16 protein-coding genes are annotated in these 15,579 nt (G+C 71.6%); 9 read left to right on the top strand and 7 right to left on the bottom strand.

The window, feature by feature from the left end:
* The first annotated feature begins 204 nt into the window (after positions 1-204).
* From ACZ6S0_RS31080 to ACZ6S0_RS31070, 3 genes are all read left to right on the top strand, one after another.
* Complete coding sequence (locus ACZ6S0_RS31080; protein WP_465922861.1) at positions 205-2,043, top strand: AMP-dependent synthetase/ligase; 1,839 nt, start codon at positions 205-207, stop codon at positions 2,041-2,043.
* A 145-nt stretch (positions 2,044-2,188) separates the two neighbouring features.
* Positions 2,189-3,670: a hypothetical protein gene (locus tag ACZ6S0_RS31075; protein ID WP_465922860.1), complete on the top strand. Its 1,482-nt coding sequence runs from the start codon at positions 2,189-2,191 to the stop codon at positions 3,668-3,670.
* Between the two features lie 154 nt (positions 3,671-3,824).
* Positions 3,825-4,313: a hypothetical protein gene (locus ACZ6S0_RS31070; RefSeq protein WP_465922859.1), complete on the top strand. Its 489-nt coding sequence runs from the start codon at positions 3,825-3,827 to the stop codon at positions 4,311-4,313.
* Positions 4,314-4,537: 224 nt separating this feature from the next.
* Here ACZ6S0_RS31070 and ACZ6S0_RS31065 read toward each other — a convergent pair whose 3' ends face one another.
* Both ACZ6S0_RS31065 and ACZ6S0_RS31060 read right to left on the bottom strand, forming a co-directional pair.
* A complete protein-coding gene (locus ACZ6S0_RS31065) occupies positions 4,538-4,999 on the bottom strand; it encodes a MerR family transcriptional regulator (RefSeq protein ID WP_465922858.1) in 462 nt (153 codons plus the stop codon).
* A gap of 110 nt (positions 5,000-5,109) precedes the next feature.
* On the bottom strand, positions 5,110-5,763 hold the full coding sequence (locus tag ACZ6S0_RS31060) for an NAD(P)-dependent oxidoreductase (protein WP_465922857.1): 654 nt from the start codon (positions 5,761-5,763) through the stop codon (positions 5,110-5,112).
* Positions 5,764-5,874: 111 nt separating this feature from the next.
* Here ACZ6S0_RS31060 and ACZ6S0_RS31055 point away from each other — a divergent pair, with 111 nt between their 5' ends.
* The 3 genes from ACZ6S0_RS31055 (at position 5,875) to ACZ6S0_RS31045 (ending at position 7,832) form a co-directional block, all read left to right on the top strand.
* Entirely contained in the window at positions 5,875-6,285 is a 411-nt protein-coding gene (locus ACZ6S0_RS31055; protein WP_465922856.1) for a winged helix-turn-helix transcriptional regulator, read from the top strand.
* A gap of 117 nt (positions 6,286-6,402) precedes the next feature.
* The gene (moaA, locus tag ACZ6S0_RS31050; RefSeq protein ID WP_465922855.1) at positions 6,403-7,392 is read left to right on the top strand and encodes a GTP 3',8-cyclase MoaA; all 990 of its coding nucleotides are present in this window, start codon (positions 6,403-6,405) and stop codon (positions 7,390-7,392) included.
* A 182-nt stretch (positions 7,393-7,574) separates the two neighbouring features.
* Positions 7,575-7,832: a DUF6457 domain-containing protein gene (locus tag ACZ6S0_RS31045; RefSeq protein WP_465922854.1), complete on the top strand. Its 258-nt coding sequence runs from the start codon at positions 7,575-7,577 to the stop codon at positions 7,830-7,832.
* 307 nt (positions 7,833-8,139) lie between these two features.
* Here ACZ6S0_RS31045 and ACZ6S0_RS31040 read toward each other — a convergent pair whose 3' ends face one another.
* Entirely contained in the window at positions 8,140-8,532 is a 393-nt protein-coding gene (locus ACZ6S0_RS31040; RefSeq protein ID WP_465922853.1) for a DUF3099 domain-containing protein, read from the bottom strand.
* Positions 8,533-8,552: 20 nt separating this feature from the next.
* On the opposite strand from ACZ6S0_RS31040, the gene ACZ6S0_RS31035 reads away from it, so the two are divergent.
* Positions 8,553-8,765, top strand: coding sequence for a dodecin (locus tag ACZ6S0_RS31035; RefSeq protein ID WP_344873910.1), 213 nt, complete (start codon positions 8,553-8,555; stop codon positions 8,763-8,765).
* A 260-nt stretch (positions 8,766-9,025) separates the two neighbouring features.
* Here the strand turns inward: ACZ6S0_RS31035 and ACZ6S0_RS31030 are convergent, their stop codons facing one another.
* Together ACZ6S0_RS31030 and ACZ6S0_RS31025 are read right to left on the bottom strand one after the other, a co-directional pair.
* Positions 9,026-10,396: a metallopeptidase TldD-related protein gene (locus ACZ6S0_RS31030; RefSeq protein WP_465922852.1), complete on the bottom strand. Its 1,371-nt coding sequence runs from the start codon at positions 10,394-10,396 to the stop codon at positions 9,026-9,028.
* On the bottom strand, positions 10,393-11,886 hold the full coding sequence (locus tag ACZ6S0_RS31025; RefSeq protein WP_465922851.1) for a TldD/PmbA family protein: 1,494 nt from the start codon (positions 11,884-11,886) through the stop codon (positions 10,393-10,395). The genes ACZ6S0_RS31030 and ACZ6S0_RS31025 overlap by 4 nt, the downstream gene beginning before the upstream one ends.
* Positions 11,887-11,963: 77 nt before the next feature.
* Here ACZ6S0_RS31025 and ACZ6S0_RS31020 point away from each other — a divergent pair, with 77 nt between their 5' ends.
* Positions 11,964-12,659, top strand: a complete 696-nt coding sequence (locus ACZ6S0_RS31020; protein ID WP_344895165.1) for a beta-ketoacyl-ACP reductase — start codon at positions 11,964-11,966, stop codon at positions 12,657-12,659.
* A gap of 2 nt (positions 12,660-12,661) precedes the next feature.
* Positions 12,662-13,426 (top strand): enoyl-ACP reductase FabI, encoded by a 765-nt coding sequence (gene fabI, locus ACZ6S0_RS31015; protein WP_465922850.1) that lies wholly within the window; start codon positions 12,662-12,664, stop codon positions 13,424-13,426.
* 59 nt (positions 13,427-13,485) lie between these two features.
* Here the strand turns inward: fabI and ACZ6S0_RS31010 are convergent, their stop codons facing one another.
* Positions 13,486-14,331 (bottom strand): hypothetical protein, encoded by an 846-nt coding sequence (locus ACZ6S0_RS31010; RefSeq protein ID WP_465922849.1) that lies wholly within the window; start codon positions 14,329-14,331, stop codon positions 13,486-13,488.
* Positions 14,332-14,578: 247 nt separating this feature from the next.
* Complete coding sequence (locus ACZ6S0_RS31005; RefSeq protein ID WP_465922848.1) at positions 14,579-15,526, bottom strand: aldo/keto reductase; 948 nt, start codon at positions 15,524-15,526, stop codon at positions 14,579-14,581.
* Positions 15,527-15,579 lie beyond the last annotated feature (53 nt).

Genomic DNA, 15,579 nt, shown 5'->3' with positions numbered 1-15,579 from the left:
GAACAGCGTGGCCAGGCCCCAGGGATGCCCGAGGAACGTCCGCCCGCCCTCCCGCATCCACGCCCCCCGAAACACACTACGCGATCGTTCGATCACTTTACGTGAAGGGTGTTGGTGTTTTCTCACAAGCGCTTGCCGCCACCCCGGGCCTGTGGTGCGATGCATGCCATTCACGCAAGTGAATACTGACTGGAGGCGGGTGCCATGGCCGATGTCCTCGAAGTCCGGGCCGAGATCGAGCGGCAGATCTCTGGCCGAACGGTGTGCGAACAGCTCAGGCAGACGGCCGAGCGGCATCACGACGCCCCCGCGTACTCCGATCCCGACGGCGACGGCTGGAGCACGCTGACGTACGGCCAGGCGCGGCAGCGGGTGCTGGAGATCGCCGCCGCCTTCGTCGCGCTCGGTCTCGAACCCGGCGAGGCCGTGGCGCTCATGATGGTCAACCGCAGCGAACACGTCCTGGCCGACCTCGGGGCCGTGCACGCGGGCGGCGTCGGCTGCACGATCTACTCCACCTTCGCTCCCGACCAGATCGCGTTCGTGGCCACCGACGTCCGCGCCCGCTACGCCGTGCTCGGCGGCCGGGCCGAACTCGCCCGCTGGGAGCCGGTGCTCGACTCGCTGGACGGCCTCCGCAAGATCATCATGCTCGCGGAGACCCCGCCCGGCGAACGCTTCATGAGCTGGGCCGACTTCCTCGACCTCGGCCGCGAGCGGCTGGCCGCCGACCCCGGCTCGATCGAGTCGCGCTGGCGCGCCGTCACCCCCTCCGACATGGCCACCGTGCTCTACACCTCCGGCACCACCGGCACCCCCAAGGGCGTGCCGCTCACCCACACCAACATCTTCTACGAGGTCGCCGCCACCGACCGGCTCACCTCGCTGCCCACGGGCGGCACGCAGATCTCCTACCTCACCTACGCGCACATCGCCGAGCGCGCCCTGAGCCTCTACCTGCCCCTGGCCAAGGCGTCCCACGTGCACTTCTGCACCGACCTGGCCAACCTGGCCGCCACGCTGGGGCAGGTCAGGCCGATGGTGTTCTTCGGCGTGCCCCGGGTGTGGGAGAAGATGATGGCCCGCCTGCTGGCCGTCCTCGCCACCCAGCCAGAGGAGCGGCAGGCCGCCGTACGCGAGGCCATGGCGGCGGGCGTCGCGTACGTCGAGGCAGGCCAGTACGGCCACACCGTCACCCCCGAGATCCGGGACGCGTACGAGAAGGCCGACGCCGCGCTGCTGTCGGTCATCCGCGGCATGATCGGGTTCGACCGCGCCGAGTGGACCGCCACCGGCGCCGCCCCGCTGTCCGCCGAGGTGCAGCGCTTCTACGCCGGCCTCGGCATCAAGGTCATCGACGTGTACGGCATGACCGAGACGACCGGCGCCTTCACCGGCAACAGCCCCGCCCGCTACCGCCTGGGCACCGTCGGCACGGCCGAGCCCGGCGTCGAGATCCGCATCGCCGAGGACGGCGAACTCCTCACCCGCAGCCCGCTCAACACCCTCGGCTACCTCAACCGTCCCGAGGCCACCGCCGAGTTGATCGACGCCGACGGCTGGCTGCACACCGGCGACATCGGCACGGTCGACGAGGACGGCTTCTACCGGGTCGTCGACCGCAAGAAGGAGCTGATCATCACGGCCGGCGGCGAGAACATCTCCCCGGCCGAGATCGAGAACCGCCTCACAGAGCACAGCCTCATCGGCCAGGCCCTGGCGTACGGCGACGACCGGCCCCACCCGGTGGCCCTGCTCACCCTGGACCCCGAGGTCGCGCCCGGCTGGGCCCAGGCCCGCGGCATCGCCTTCACCACCCTCGCCGAACTGGCCGAGCACCACGACGTGCTGAGGGAGATCGATGCGGCGATACGGGCCGCCAACGCCAAGCTGGCGCGGGTGCAGCAGGTGAAGAGGTGGGCGCTGCTGGGCACGGAGTGGACGGCCGAGACCGAGGAGCTGACGCCGAGCCTCAAGCTCAAGCGCCGCGTCATCCACGCCAGGTACGCCGACCTCATCGAGCGCTTATACGGCCCGCACTGAACCGTCGAAGCCGGTGGGCAGCCCGTTCGCGTCTGTGACGGCCCACGTTCAGCCGGGGGGTGTGTGCGGGCTGAGCCGAGTTTTTGCCATTCGGGGCGTGTGTTGTGGTCCTGGCCATTACCGGCCGGTTCCTACCGTCTCGATCATGAGCAGAAGCCTTCTTCTCGTCTCGCTCGCGGCGGGGTCGCTCACGGCGCCCGCGCCCGCCACCGCCGCAGCGTCCGAACCCGAAATCCGCTCCATCACCGTACGGCCCGCAGAGCCCGTGGTCGGGGCGCGCGGTTCCGTCCGCCTGGTGATCGACGTGATCGCCAGAGGCGCACGGGGCAAGGACGGCGTCACCGTCAAGGTCGAGCCCGGCGCCCCGCCCGCCCAGACGCCGCCGACCCCGCCGGTCGCCGCACCCGGCCAGCCGCCGGCCCAGCCGCCAGCACAGCCACCGGCCCAGCCACCAGCACAGCCACCAGCGGTCCCCGGCCAGGCGCCGGTCCAGCACCCGGCGCAGGCACCGGGTCAGGCCACCGCCCAGACACCGGCACGGCCGCCCGTCCAGGCCCAGGTCCTGGCGCCCGGCCAGAACCCGGCCCAGTCACAGGCCCTCACCCCGCCCCTCACCGCGGCCCAGGCATCGACGCACGTCCCAGAAAGAACGCGGCCACAGACTCACGCGGGAACGCGGCCGCACACCCACGCGACGCGGCCACACACCCAGGCGGGAACGCGGCCGCACGCCGAGGCGGGAGCGCGGCCGCGCACCGAGGCGGGAGTACGGCCGCGCACCCACGCGGGAACGCGGCCGCACGCGCCGTCCCAGGTCGCGGCCCCTGTCGCCGGCTCGGGCACGGTCAGCACACCGGCGCCCGTCGCACCCGGCAGGGGCGGCCCCGCCGCCTACCCGCACACCGCCGGACACGCGCAGCCCGGCCCGAAACAGCAGCCGGGCACCACGTACCCGCAGCCAGGCCAGGCAGGCCCGAACCGGACGTCCACCCACCCGCGTCCCGTCCACGAGTACCCGAGCCACGCTCACGTGCAGCCGGACGCCGCCGTGCTGGACCCGCAGCCGTTCCCGGTCTACGCCGCGGCGCCCAAGGTGGGGATCCCCGGCCAGGTCACCCCGGAGATCCCGCCCCGGCTGGTGTGGCGTCTGATGCCCAGCCCGTACCGGATGACGGACGGCTGGCAGACCTGGCGCTTCCTGCCCGACAAGCGGCTGAACCGCTTCTACCCCACCGGAACCTGGACGATCACCGCCACCGCCAAGGGCCGCGACGGGGCGACGGTCACGCAGTACGCCTCGTTCGAGCTGAAGCGCGAGACCAAGCTCGCGTCGGTACGGGCGGAGAAGTCGGCCCAGGCGGACGGCGTCCGGCTGCGCGGCTCGCTCACCCGGGTGGACCCGCGCGGCCTGACCGACTACGGCCCGTTCGCCAAGCAGCGGCTGGAGATCCTCTGGCGTCCCGACACCACCTCGCGGTGGGAGCGGGTGGGGGAGACCACGACCGACGCGGCCGGGGAGTTCGTCGGCACGGTGCAGGGACGTACGGGCGGCCACTGGCGCGTCCACTATCCCGGAACCGGACACTACGCTACAGAAACCTCTAAATCCCGACAAATCGAACAGTAAGCCATTAATCAATAACCCCCCACGCATTTCGCAATATGTCGTTGCGGAATCGTGATCAACTTCGTCGCAACTTTTCCTTGGCCTTACGCGTCATTGGTTGACGTGCCCCATTTTGGGGTTCGTTTTTCGGACGGGGAAGGATTCTGATTTGAAGATGCGACGCCTAGCCGCCGGCCTGGCGGCTGCCGCCCTGGGCGCGACGGTGGTGGCCACGGCCGCCTCGCCCGCGCTCGCGGACGACCCGGGCCTCGACCCCGACGTCGCCGGCGGCCACACCAGCCTCCAACTCGACGTCAACCCCGAGCCCGCCTGGCGGGGCAGGCCCCTCGACATCCAGGGCAAGCTGTCCGTCCAGTGTGACGAGGACTACATCAGCGGCTTCGTCTCGGTGCACCACGCCGATCGCTGCAAGAAGCAGGAGAACTGGCACCGCCTGGCGTGGAAGCGGATCGTGATCCTCTTCAAGCCCGCCGGCAGCGGCCGGTGGGAGCACGTGGACACGGTCCGCACCACCGGCAAGGGCTACTTCGAACTGTCGGTGCCGGCCCGTACGTCGGGCACGTGGCGCGCGGTGTTCGAGGGCAGCCAGTACCTCTCCTCCTCGGAGGGCACGGACTGGGTGAAGGTCGTCGGCCGCCGCTGACGGCACCCGGCCCACCGGCCACAGCCGAACACGCACCACCTGAACGCCTGGCCACCACGGCCGGGCGTTCAGCGTTCGACAGCCCCCAGCACCCCCGAGCCGTCCTGCCCCGAGCCGCCGTGACTTGAGTGGCTCTGCCCCGAGCCGTCCTGCCCCGAGCCGCCGTGACCTGAGTGACTCTGCCCCGAGTCGCCCTACCCCGAGTCGCCCTACCCCGAGTCGCCCTACCCTGGGCCGTCCTGCGCGGGATGGCTGTGCGCGGGCCAGTGATGTGCGGAGGCGGAGAGTCCGTCCGGCAGGCCCTGCGCGCACATCGCCCGAAATTTCGGGCACAGCGTGAAATCCGGCTCCGAGCACTCCAGCGCGTGCTCGACCAGCGTCTTCGACGCCTCCACCTGCCGGACCCGCCACTCCAGCTCGGCCCGGTGCCGCCGCAGCAACTCCCGCCGCTCCCCGGCGGACCCGGCCTCGAACATCTCGCGCAACTGCTCCAGGCGCAGCCCGGCCGCCTTCCCCCGCACGATCATCGTCACCCGGGAGACCTGGTCCTCGCTGTATCTCCGCCGTCCGCCGCTGCGCCGCACCGGCCGGATCAGCCCCATCGTCTCCCAGTGCCGCAACACGTGCGTGGCCAGCCCGAACCGCGCCGCCAACTCGCCGATGCCCATCTCCGTGGCCGACTTCATGTTCACATTAACCTGCGGATCGGATCCGGCTGTCAAAGAGCGGCGGACCCGGTGCCTCAGCAGGACACGGCACCTCAGTAGGACACGGCGCCTCAGTAGGACACGGCGCCTCAGTAGGACACGGCGACCTGGACCCGGTGGTGCGCGGGTGACTCCACCTCGTCCACGAGCGCCACCGCCAGATCCGCGAAGGAGAACACCGGATCCCCCTGCGCGGACTCCGGCACCCGCCCGTCCCCGAACCGGTGGCGTCCGGTCCTGGCCGCCTGCTCGTCCAGGAGCACCGGCGGCGGCGCGACCACCACCCAGTCGAGCGCCGCCCCCGCCAGCACCTCCAACTCGGCCGCGTGCCCCAGCGAGAACTCCCGCGCCTCGGCGGGGAAGCCGGGCGTGTCGATGAGCCGGACCCCGGGGGAGACCTCCAGCAGGCTTCCGATGCCCACCGCCACCAGCCGCGGCACCCCGGCCCGCGCCAGCCCGTCCACCAGCGCGCGCGTGGCCGCGGTGTAGAACTCGACCGACGGCACGTCCAGCCGTGCCGTCGCCTGCACCGCCGCGTCGTGCCCGGCGGCCACCGCCGCCACGCTGTCGCCGTCGGTGACGTCTCCCGCGACCACGCGTACCCTGTCGCCGCCACCGTACGGATCCGGGTGCCGCGCCGGATCCCGTACCACGGCGGTGACGTCGTGCCCGCGCCCGGCCGCCTCCTCGACGACCCTGCGCCCGGCCCGCCCACCGGCCCCGAACACCACGATTCTGCTCATCCCGACTCCCGTCCGCGAAACCTTCGACCGGTGACCGGCACGCCGGTCACCACGCAGACGGTAGAGGCGGGGGCGTCGCTTTCCGCAACGATAGTTACCTACGATGACGGGATGGCCGACTCAGCCCCGCTGGATCCCGACATGTTCACCGGCTGCCCTCCGGTCGCCGCGCCCATCCGCATCGGCGACAAATGGACCGCGAAGATCATCCGCTGCCTGGAGTCCGGGCCACGGCGCTTCACCGAGCTCCAGACGCCGCTGCGCGGCATCACCCCGAAGGTGCTCACCGCGTCCCTGCGCGCCATGGAGCGCGACGGCCTGCTCACGCGCACCGCGTACGACGAGATACCGCCGCGCGTCGTGTACGAGCTGACCGACCTCGGCCGCAGCCTCCTCGAACCGATGAACGCCGGATGTGAGTGGTCGCGCAGGCACCTGGACGAGCTGGTGCGCGCCCGCGACTCCTGGTCGGCCGCCGTCCCGTGGTCCACCGGCCCCGCGACCACCCGCCCCACCAGGTGAGCAAGGAATCGATCTAGGGGACAATGTGTTGACGTGCCACGAGGCGCCGGATTTTGAGGCCCGGCCGACGGTCGTCATAGGCTGGGCCGCCAGGCGAGCTAACAGGAGGTGACGCCCATGTTGCGAGACTCGTTCGGACGGGTGGCGACGGATCTGCGGGTGTCCCTCACGGACAAGTGCAACCTCCGCTGTACGTACTGCATGCCCCCCGAGGGCCTCGAATGGCTGCCGAACGCCCAGCTCCTCACCGCCGACGAGATCGTCCGGCTGGTGACGATCGGCGTCGAGCACCTGGGCATCACCGAGGTCCGCTACACCGGCGGCGAGCCCCTCCTCAGGCGCGAGCTGGTCGACATCGTCGCCCGCACCACGGCCCTGACCCCCGAGCCCCAGGTCTCCCTCACCACGAATGGCATCGGGCTGGCCCGCCTGGCCGACGCCCTGGCCGAGGCCGGGCTTCACCGGGTCAACGTCTCCCTCGACACGCTCGACCCGGCCACGTTCAAACGGCTCGCGCACCGCGACCGGCACGCCGACGTGGTCGCGGGGCTGGCCGCCGCCGACCGCGCGGGCCTGCGCCCGGTCAAGGTGAACTCCGTGCTGATGCGCGGCGTCAACGACCACGAGGCCGTGCCGCTGCTGCGCTGGTGTCTCGACCAGGGCTACGAGCTGCGCTTCATCGAGCAGATGCCGCTGGACGCCCAGCACGGCTGGAGCCGCGAGAACATGGTGACCGCCGACGAGATCCTGCGGCTCCTGTCCGAGGCGTACGCCCTCGTGCCCGACGGCCTGGAGGAGCGCGGCAGCGCTCCGGCGGAGCGGTTCCTGGTGGACGGGGGGCCCGCCAGGGTGGGCGTGATCGGCTCGGTGACGCGCCCGTTCTGCGGGGCCTGCGACCGCGTCCGGCTCACCGCCGACGGTCAGGTGCGCAACTGCCTGTTCGCCACCGAGGAGTCCGACCTCAAGACGCCGATGCGCGCGGGCGCCTCCGACGAGGAACTCGCCGCGCGGTGGACCGCGGCCGTCGCACGCAAGCGCGCCGGGCACGGCATCGACGATCCGTCGTTCCTGCAGCCGTCCCGCCCCATGTCCGCCATCGGCGGCTGACGAGGCCCCGCGCGACGAGGCCCCCGGGCACGCCCCGCCACCTCCGGCGACACGCCCGGCCCGCGTACGCACGGTCGCCTGCTCACGGGCCTCCGCCCCCGCTCGCACGCGTCCGCCCGGCACTCCCGGCCGCCCCGCATCGCCTCGATTGCGACACAATGGACGACCTGAAGGAGGCTCGCATGAACGTACTGCACGAATGGACCATCCTGGCCTGCAAGGAGCTGGGGATCGACCCGGCCAGTGTGGACCGCGACCAGATCCTCGACCTCACCAAGGAGGTCGCCCACGGGGTCGCGAGGCCGGCCGCGCCGCTGACGGCGTATCTGCTCGGGCTCGCTCAGGGGGCCGGCACGGCCTCTGAGGACGCTGTGGCGAAACTGACCACATTGGCGAAGAACTGGGGCGAGGCGACCACCGAGACCCTGACCGACCGCTGACACTCGAACGAACTCTTCAAGTCAAGCCCGCTCCCGCCTGAAGATTTCCTGTGAATAACGGTTGCGGGAGCGGGTGCAAACGATTTCGGGAAAGCCGCCCTACCCAATCTGCCCTGGACGGCAGGCGCTGATCGAAAATTTGTCCGGGAAAAGGGCGACGCCGGGTGGTTACGGGGGCAAACCACCCGGCGTCGCTTCATCGGCGTTCCGACGGGGGCCCGGAACGCCGGCACCAGCACTCCGACGGGGGACCGGAGCGCTTGGCTAAAGCGTACACCTACAACCCATGGGATGCGTCAAGACTTAGTCACGACCCGATCTCGCGTCGATGCAGCGGTATCTCGGTTTGGTTAGCTTCAGGGGACTGAAAGGTAGGCGGTGGGGCGGGCTCGCCCCTCTCATTGGCCCCGATTACGGCTATGTATGGCAAAAAGACCGCGCCGGCGATGAAGAGCAGGCGGTACGGCCACGGCACCGGCACCACGACCGCCAGGATCAGGCAGAGCGTGCGGATCCCCATCTTGATCAGGTAGCTGATCTCGCGTCTGCGGATGTCGGCCGACAGCGACGGCTTGGCGTCCGTCACCTGGTGGACGTCCGACTTCCTGCGCCACCCCTTCATACTTCCACCGTAGACCCGGATGGGGTCGGTGGCGAAGGTGGCCCGGAACGCGTTCGGGGGGCATGCGATCATGGCCATCAGGTAAGGAGGATGTGGAGATGACGGATCGTACCTATCGGGTCACCGAGATCGTCGGCACCTCGGGTGAGAGCGTCGACCAGGCCATCCGCAACGGCCTCAGGAGAGCGTCGGAGACGCTGCGTCACCTCGACTGGTTCGAGGTGACGGAGATCCGGGGGCACCTGGACGCGGGGGAGGTCGCGCACTTCCAGGTCGGCATGAAGGTCGGCTTCCGCCTCGAGGACGCCTGACCCGCCCGGCCCCGGCGACCATCCGGGACGGCCGGCGAACCCGCCAGGGGCGGCGAGAGGGCGCAGGAGATCACGGGTGCCTCCCGCCCTCCCCCGCCCCCTCGGCGCCGCGCAGCGCCCCTCTCAGCCCTTCTCCGCCCGCAGGGCCGAACAGGCCGCAGGGCCGAACAGGCCGCAGGGCCGAACAGGCCGCAGGGCCGCGCGGGCCCCGTCCGGGATGCCCGGCAGGGGCCCTGGAAGGGGCGCGGGGACGGGCGGGGTCAGCTCGCCTGGCTGACCGTGGACATGTTGAAGTCGGGCACCCGCACCGCCGGCATCACGGTCCGCTGGAAGTAGTCGCTCCACTCGCGCGGCAGCGTACGCTCGCTCGCCCCCACCTCGGACACCCGCCCCAGCAGGTCGACCGGGCTCTCGTTGAACCGGAAGTTGTTCACCTCGCCCACGACCTCCCCGTGCTCCACCAGGTAGACCCCGTCGCGGGTCAGCCCGGTGACCAGCAGCGTCTGCGGGTCGACCTCGCGGATGTACCACAGGCAGGTGACCAGCAGGCCGTGCCGCGTGGCGGCGATCATCTCCTCCAGCGGCCGCCCGCCGTCGGGCCCCGTCATGATCAGGTTGTCGACGCCGGGCGTCACCGGCAGCCCGCTCAGCTCCGCCGAGTAGCGGGTCTGCAGCAGCGCCTCCAGCCGCCCGTCACGGATCCAGTCGGTACGCGCCAACGGCAACCCGTTGTCGAAAACCGAACTCTCCCGGCTGGAGGCGTGGGCCGTCACGAACGGCGCGCACGCGACGCCCGCCGCCGCCGGATCGCTCGTCAGCGACACGGGCAGGGTGGCGAGCTGCTCGCCCACCCGCGTGCCCCCGCCGGGCTTGGCGAACACCGAACGCCCGTCGAGCGCGTCTCTCGCCCCCGCCGACCAGAACAGGTAGATCATCAGGTCGGCCACCGCGCTCGGCGGCAGCAGCGTCTCGTAGCGGCCCGCCGGCAGGTCGACCCGGTTCTTGGCCCACTCCAGCCGCTGGGCCAGCGAGGAGCCGAGCGCGGCCACGTCGACGTCGGTGAAGTCCTGGGTGGACACGCCGGTCCACGCCGAGCGCTTGAGGTCGCCGGACTTGGCGTTGAGCTCGAGCCGCCCGGTCGGCTGGTCGTGCCGCAGCCGCACGCCGGTCGACGTGCCGAGGAACGTGGAGGTCAGCGAGTGCTCCGCGAAACCGTACAGCTTCCTGTCGCCGGACTCCGCCGCCGCGAACGCCTCGCCGAGCGCGGGCGCGAACCCCTCGAAGACCCCGATGTCGGTCGGCCGCACCTCGTCGTCCCAGTGCGGGGCGGCGGGGGCCGCCTCGACCAGCGCGCGGGCGTCCTCGGCGGGCCGGGCGTCGCGCGCCGCCGCGTCGGCCGCGGCCACCACGTCGGCGAGCTGCTCGTCGCGTACGGCGGAGCGCGACACCACCCCCACGCCCTGCCCCGCGATCGAGATCACGGTCAGCCTGGACGAGCGGGCGACCCCGTTCGTGGTCAGCGTGTTGCCCGCGAAGCGCAGGTTGGCGGTGGACCCCTCGTCCACCAGCACCACGCAGTCGTCGTTCGCGGAGAGCGCGAGCGCCCTCTCCACCATCTCCTGAGGCGTCACTTTCCGCCCTCCTGCACCGTGTTGAGGATCCGTACGCCCCTGAACAGCGCCGACGGGCACCCGTGGCTGACCGGCGCGACCTGCCCCGGCTGCCCCTTGCCGCAGTTGAAGGCGCCGCCGAGCACGTACGTCTCCGGCCCGCCGACCGCGTCCATCGACTGCCAGAAGTCCGTGGTCGTGGCCTGGTAGGCGAAGTCTCTGAGCTGCCCGTCGAGCCTGCCGTGCGAGATCTTGTAGGCCCGCTGCCCCGTGAACTGGAAGTTGTAGCGCTGCATGTCGATCGACCAGCTCTTGTCGCCGACGATGTAGACGCCCCGCTCGACCCCGGCGATCAGCTCGTCGGTCGAAGGGCCGCCGGGGGCCGCGGCCAGCGAGACGTTCGCCATGCGCTGGATCGGCATGTGGCCGGGGGAGTCGGCGAACGCGCACCCGTTCGAGCGGCCGAAGCCCTTCATCAGCGCCATCCTGCGGTCGAGCTGGTAGCCCACGAGGACGCCGTCCTTGACGATGTCGAAGCTCTGCCCCCGCACGCCCTCGTCGTCGTAGCCGATCGTGGCCAGGCCGTGGGTGACGGTCCTGTCGCCGGTCACGTTCATCAGCGGCGAGCCGTAGACCAGCTCGCCGAGCTGGTCGAAGGTGGCGAAGCTGGTGCCCGCGTACGCCGCCTCGTAGCCCAGCGCCCGGTCCAGCTCGGTGGCGTGGCCGATCGACTCGTGGATCGTCAGCCACAGGTTGGACGGGTCGATCACCAGGTCGTAGTCGCCCGCCTCGACCGACGGCGCGGCCAGCTTCTCCGCCAGCAGCTCAGGCAGCCTGGACAGCTCGTCCTGCCAGTCCCAGCCGGTGCCGGTCAGGTATTCGTAGCCGCGGCCGACCGGCGGCGCGATCGTCGACATGTCGTCGAAGCCGCCGGCGGTCGCCTTCATCGCGTTGAGCTTCGGGTGCACCCGCACCCGCTGCTGCGTGGTCACCGTGCCGGCCGTGTCGGCGTAGAACTTCTGCTCCTTGACCTGCAGCAGCCGGGCCGAGACGTGGTCGGCGCCCTTCAGCAGCCCGGCCGACCAGTCGGCGAGCAGGCTCACCTTGTCGGCCGAGGCCACCTCGAACGGGTCGACGTCGTAGGCCGACACCCACACCGCCTCGGCGTGCACCGGCTCCGGAGCCAGCTCGATGGGCTCCCGGTTGATCGGGGCGCTCACCTCGGCCACCCGCACCGCCTGCTCGGCCACCACGGCGGCGGCCTCGGGGGTCAGGCGGATGCCGGCGGCGAAGCCCCACGTGCCGCCCTTGACGACACGCACGGCGTAACCCAGGTCGTCGGCGTCCATGGCGCCCTCGAGGCGGGCGTCGTACAGGCTCAGGGTCTCGGCCCTGACGCGTTCGAGCCGGAAGTCGGCGTGCTCGGCGCCGAGGTCGCGAGCGCGTTGCAAGGCGGCGTCCGCGAGCTGCCGCAGGGGCAGCTCCAGGAAATCGGGATCGATCTGGCGCATGTCAACGATCCTAACCCTGTGATCTTGTGCCCCCCGGACAAGCGGATACCCGCCGGTAGGGGATAGCGTCAGGTGTCATGGCACGCTCAGTACTCGTCACCGGGGGCAATCGCGGCATAGGCCTCGCGATCGCCCGTGAACTCGCCGCGACGGGCGACGCCGTCGCGGTCACCTACCGATCGGGGGAGCCTCCCGAGGGCCTGTTCGGCGTGCGCTGCGACGTCACCAGCACCGCCGACGTCGAGGCCGCCTTCGACAAGGTGGAGGCCGAGCACGGCCCGGTCGAGGTCCTGGTCTCCAACGCCGGCATCACCAAGGACACCCTGCTGGCGATGATGAAGGAGGAGACCTTCACCGACGTCATCGACGCCAACCTCACCGGCGCCTACCGGGTCGCCAAGCGGGCCATCAGGCCCATGATGCGGCTCAAGCGCGGCCGGGTCATCTTCATCTCCTCCGTCATCGGCCTGAGCGGCCAGGCCGGGCAGACCAACTACGCCGCCTCCAAGGCCGGTCTGATCGGCTTCGCCCGATCCATGGCGCGCGAATACGGCTCGCGCAACATCACGGTCAACGTCGTGTCGCCCGGCTTCGTCGCCACCGACATGACCGCCGGCCTCGACCAGGAGGCGATCGTGGCCAACATCCCCCTCGGGCGGCAGGCGGCACCCGAGGAGGTGGCTCGCGTCGTGCGCTTCCTGGCCGGCGACGACGCCTCCTACATCACCGGGGCCGTGATCCCGGTCGACGGCGGACTCGGAATGGGGCACTGACGATGGGCATTCTCGAAGGCAAGCGGATCCTCGTGACGGGCGTCCTGACCGACGCCTCGATCGCGTTCTCGGTGGCCAAGCTCGCCCAGGAGGAGGGCGCGACGGTCGTGCTGACCGGGTTCGGGCGGCTGAGCCTGGTCGAGCGCATCGCCAAGCGCCTGCCCGCGCCCGCGCCGGTGCTGGAGCTCGACGTCCAGAACACCGAGCACCTCGACACGCTCGCGGCCCGGGTCGGCGAGCACGTCGACGGCCTCGACGGGGTGGTCCACTCGATCGCCTTCGCGCCGCAGTCGGCGCTGGGGGGCAACTTCCTCAACACCCCGTGGGACGACGTCGCCACGGCGGTGCAGGTGTCGACCTACTCGTTCAAGTCGCTGGCCGTGGCCTGCCTGCCCCTCATGAAGGAGGGTGGCGCGGTGGTCGGCATCGACTTCGACGCCACCAAGGCGTGGCCGGTCTACGACTGGATGGGCGTGGCCAAGGCGGGCCTCGAGTCCTGCAACCGCTATCTGGCGCGCGACCTGGGCAAGCAGAACATCCGGGTCAACCTGGTGGCGGCCGGGCCGCTGCGGACGATGGCCGCCAAGTCGATCCCGGGCTTCAAGGAGTTCGAGGACAGTTGGCCGGAGAAGGCGCCGCTGGGCTGGGACCTGTCCGACACGATCCCGGCGGCCAAGGCGTGCGTGGCGTTGATGTCCGACTGGTTCCCCGCGACGACGGGTGAGATCGTCCACGTCGACGGCGGCGTCCACGCCATCGGCGGATAGCCGCCCCTTCACGGGAGACCGCCTCCCCGGCCCCGCCCGCCGGGGACGGGGAGGCGGGGTCAGGCGAGCCGGTGGCGGCCGTTGCCCGCCGTGCGGCCGGGCTCGAACGGGATCGTCTCGGCGGGCTCGGCCCGGTGCCGCCGCTGCTGCACGATCCGCGTGGCCAGCACCGCCGAGCCCAGCAGCGCGATCGTGAGCGCCGTGCCGAGCACGTCGGAGGCGGGCGGGCTGGGCCGCACGACCTGCTGGTTCTGCATCGGCACGGCCAGCTCGTGCGCGAACGGGTTGGGCCACAACAGGTCGACCCGCGGCTCCTCGGCCCGCGCCGTCTCCTTCTCCTGCACCGGCCGGCCCGTGTCGGCGGTCTGCGGCTGCCTGCTCTCCGGGCGGGTGGCGCGCGGCATCGCCGAGGCGGACGCCGACGCCCCGCCGTCGCGCGTGCCCTGTGTACGCCCGGCCGACGGCGACGGCGAGGGCGTGGGGCGCGGCGTCATCGTGCCGACGACCTCACCCTCGCAGGCCAGCACCGGCACGCACACGGAGCCGAGCGGGTCGGGCATCAGCCCCGAACTGTCCGGCTCGGGGGCGGACTCGGTGGCCGAGGGGGCAGGGCGTTCCGTGGGGGTGGACCTGGTGGTCGGCGCCGCCTCCCCGACGCGGCTCAGCACCTCGTCGGTGGTCTTGTCGACCCCGTCGGTGACCTTGTCGGCGGTGCCCCCGGTCAGGGTGTCGACGGTGCCGGTGACGGCCTGCACGACGTTGCACAGGGTGTTGGTCACCCCGGCGAGCAGGCCCCCGTCGCGCGTGCAGTCCTGTACGGCGGCCGAGGCGGCGGGCGCCGCCACGGGGACGGCCGCCAGCGCCACCGCGAGAACTCCGGCCGAGATCGCGGCCCTGCTCCCCATCCGTCCCCTCCTGCGTCGCTTACGGAGGAAATCCTGATGGACAGCGACCGTCAGACGCAGGCGTTTCCTGGGTAAAGTTGCGATTCGGTATCGAGTAGTGATAAGCGAGACTGTCTCTGGTTCCCCGTCGGCGCGACCGCCCGCGCGGCGGTCCGGCGCGCGCGAGTGGTGGCACTCCGCGCCGGGGGAGGCGCACGGGCCGTCGACGGGGCGGCCGGCCGTGTCGGCCCGGGGAGTGCAGGGCGCGTCAGTCGAGTGACGACACGTCATCGAGGGCCTCTCGGATCTCTATCGGCAGCACCACGTCCTCCGCGGGGAGAACGCCTTTGAGCTGCGCATGCGTACGGGCTCCGACGATCGCCGAGGCGACCCCCGGCTGGTCGCGCACCCACGACAGCGCCACGGCCAGCGGCGAGACGCCGAGCCCGTCGGCGGCGGTCATGACGGACTCGACGACCCGGCGGCTGCGCTCGTCGAGGTAGGGGCGGACGAAGTCGGCGAAGTGCGGGGTCGCCGCGCGTGAGTCGGCCGGGATGCCGGTGCGGTATTTGCCGGTCAGCACCCCGCGCCCGAGCGGCGACCAGGCCAGCACGCCCACCCCGAGGTGCGCGGCGGCGGGCAGCAGCTCGCGCTCGGGCTCGCGGGCCAGCAGCGAGTATTCGGCCTGGGCCGCGGTGATCGGGATGCGGCCCGGGACCATCCGCTGGGAGACGGCGGCGGCGGCGAGCTGCCAGCCGGCGTAGTCGCACACGCCCGCGTAGACCGCGCGGCCGGAGGAGACGATCGCGTCGAGCGCGGCCAGGGTCTCCTCCAGGGGCACCGCTTCGTCGTACGTGTGCAGTTGCCACAGGTCGACGTAGTCGAGCCCGAGCCGGTTGAGCGAGTCGTCGACCGCGGCGATCAGGTGGCGCCGGGAGGCGTCGCGGGGACGGCGGCCCGTCGGCGTCACCACCGCCTTGGTGGAGATCACCAGCTCCGAGCGCGGCACAGAGTCGCGCAGCATCCGGCCCAGCAGCCGCTCGGAGTCGCCACCGGTGTAGACGTCGGCCGTGTCGACGAGGTTGCCGCCCGCGTCGAGGAACGTGCGGAGCTGGGCGGCGGCCTCGTCCGCGTCGGTGTCACGCCCCCAGGTCATCGTGCCGAGCCCCAGCCGGGACACCGACAGGCCGCTGTGGCCGACATAGCGCTGCTCCATGATCCCGCCAGGTTACCGTCCAGGTCGTTGAAACGTCGTGATCGACGCCTGCG

The sequence above is a fragment of the Nonomuraea sp. NPDC051298 genome (assembly GCF_055586305.1).
Note: the sequence above shows the minus strand (reverse complement) of the source record. Positions and strands in the feature narration are given on the sequence as shown.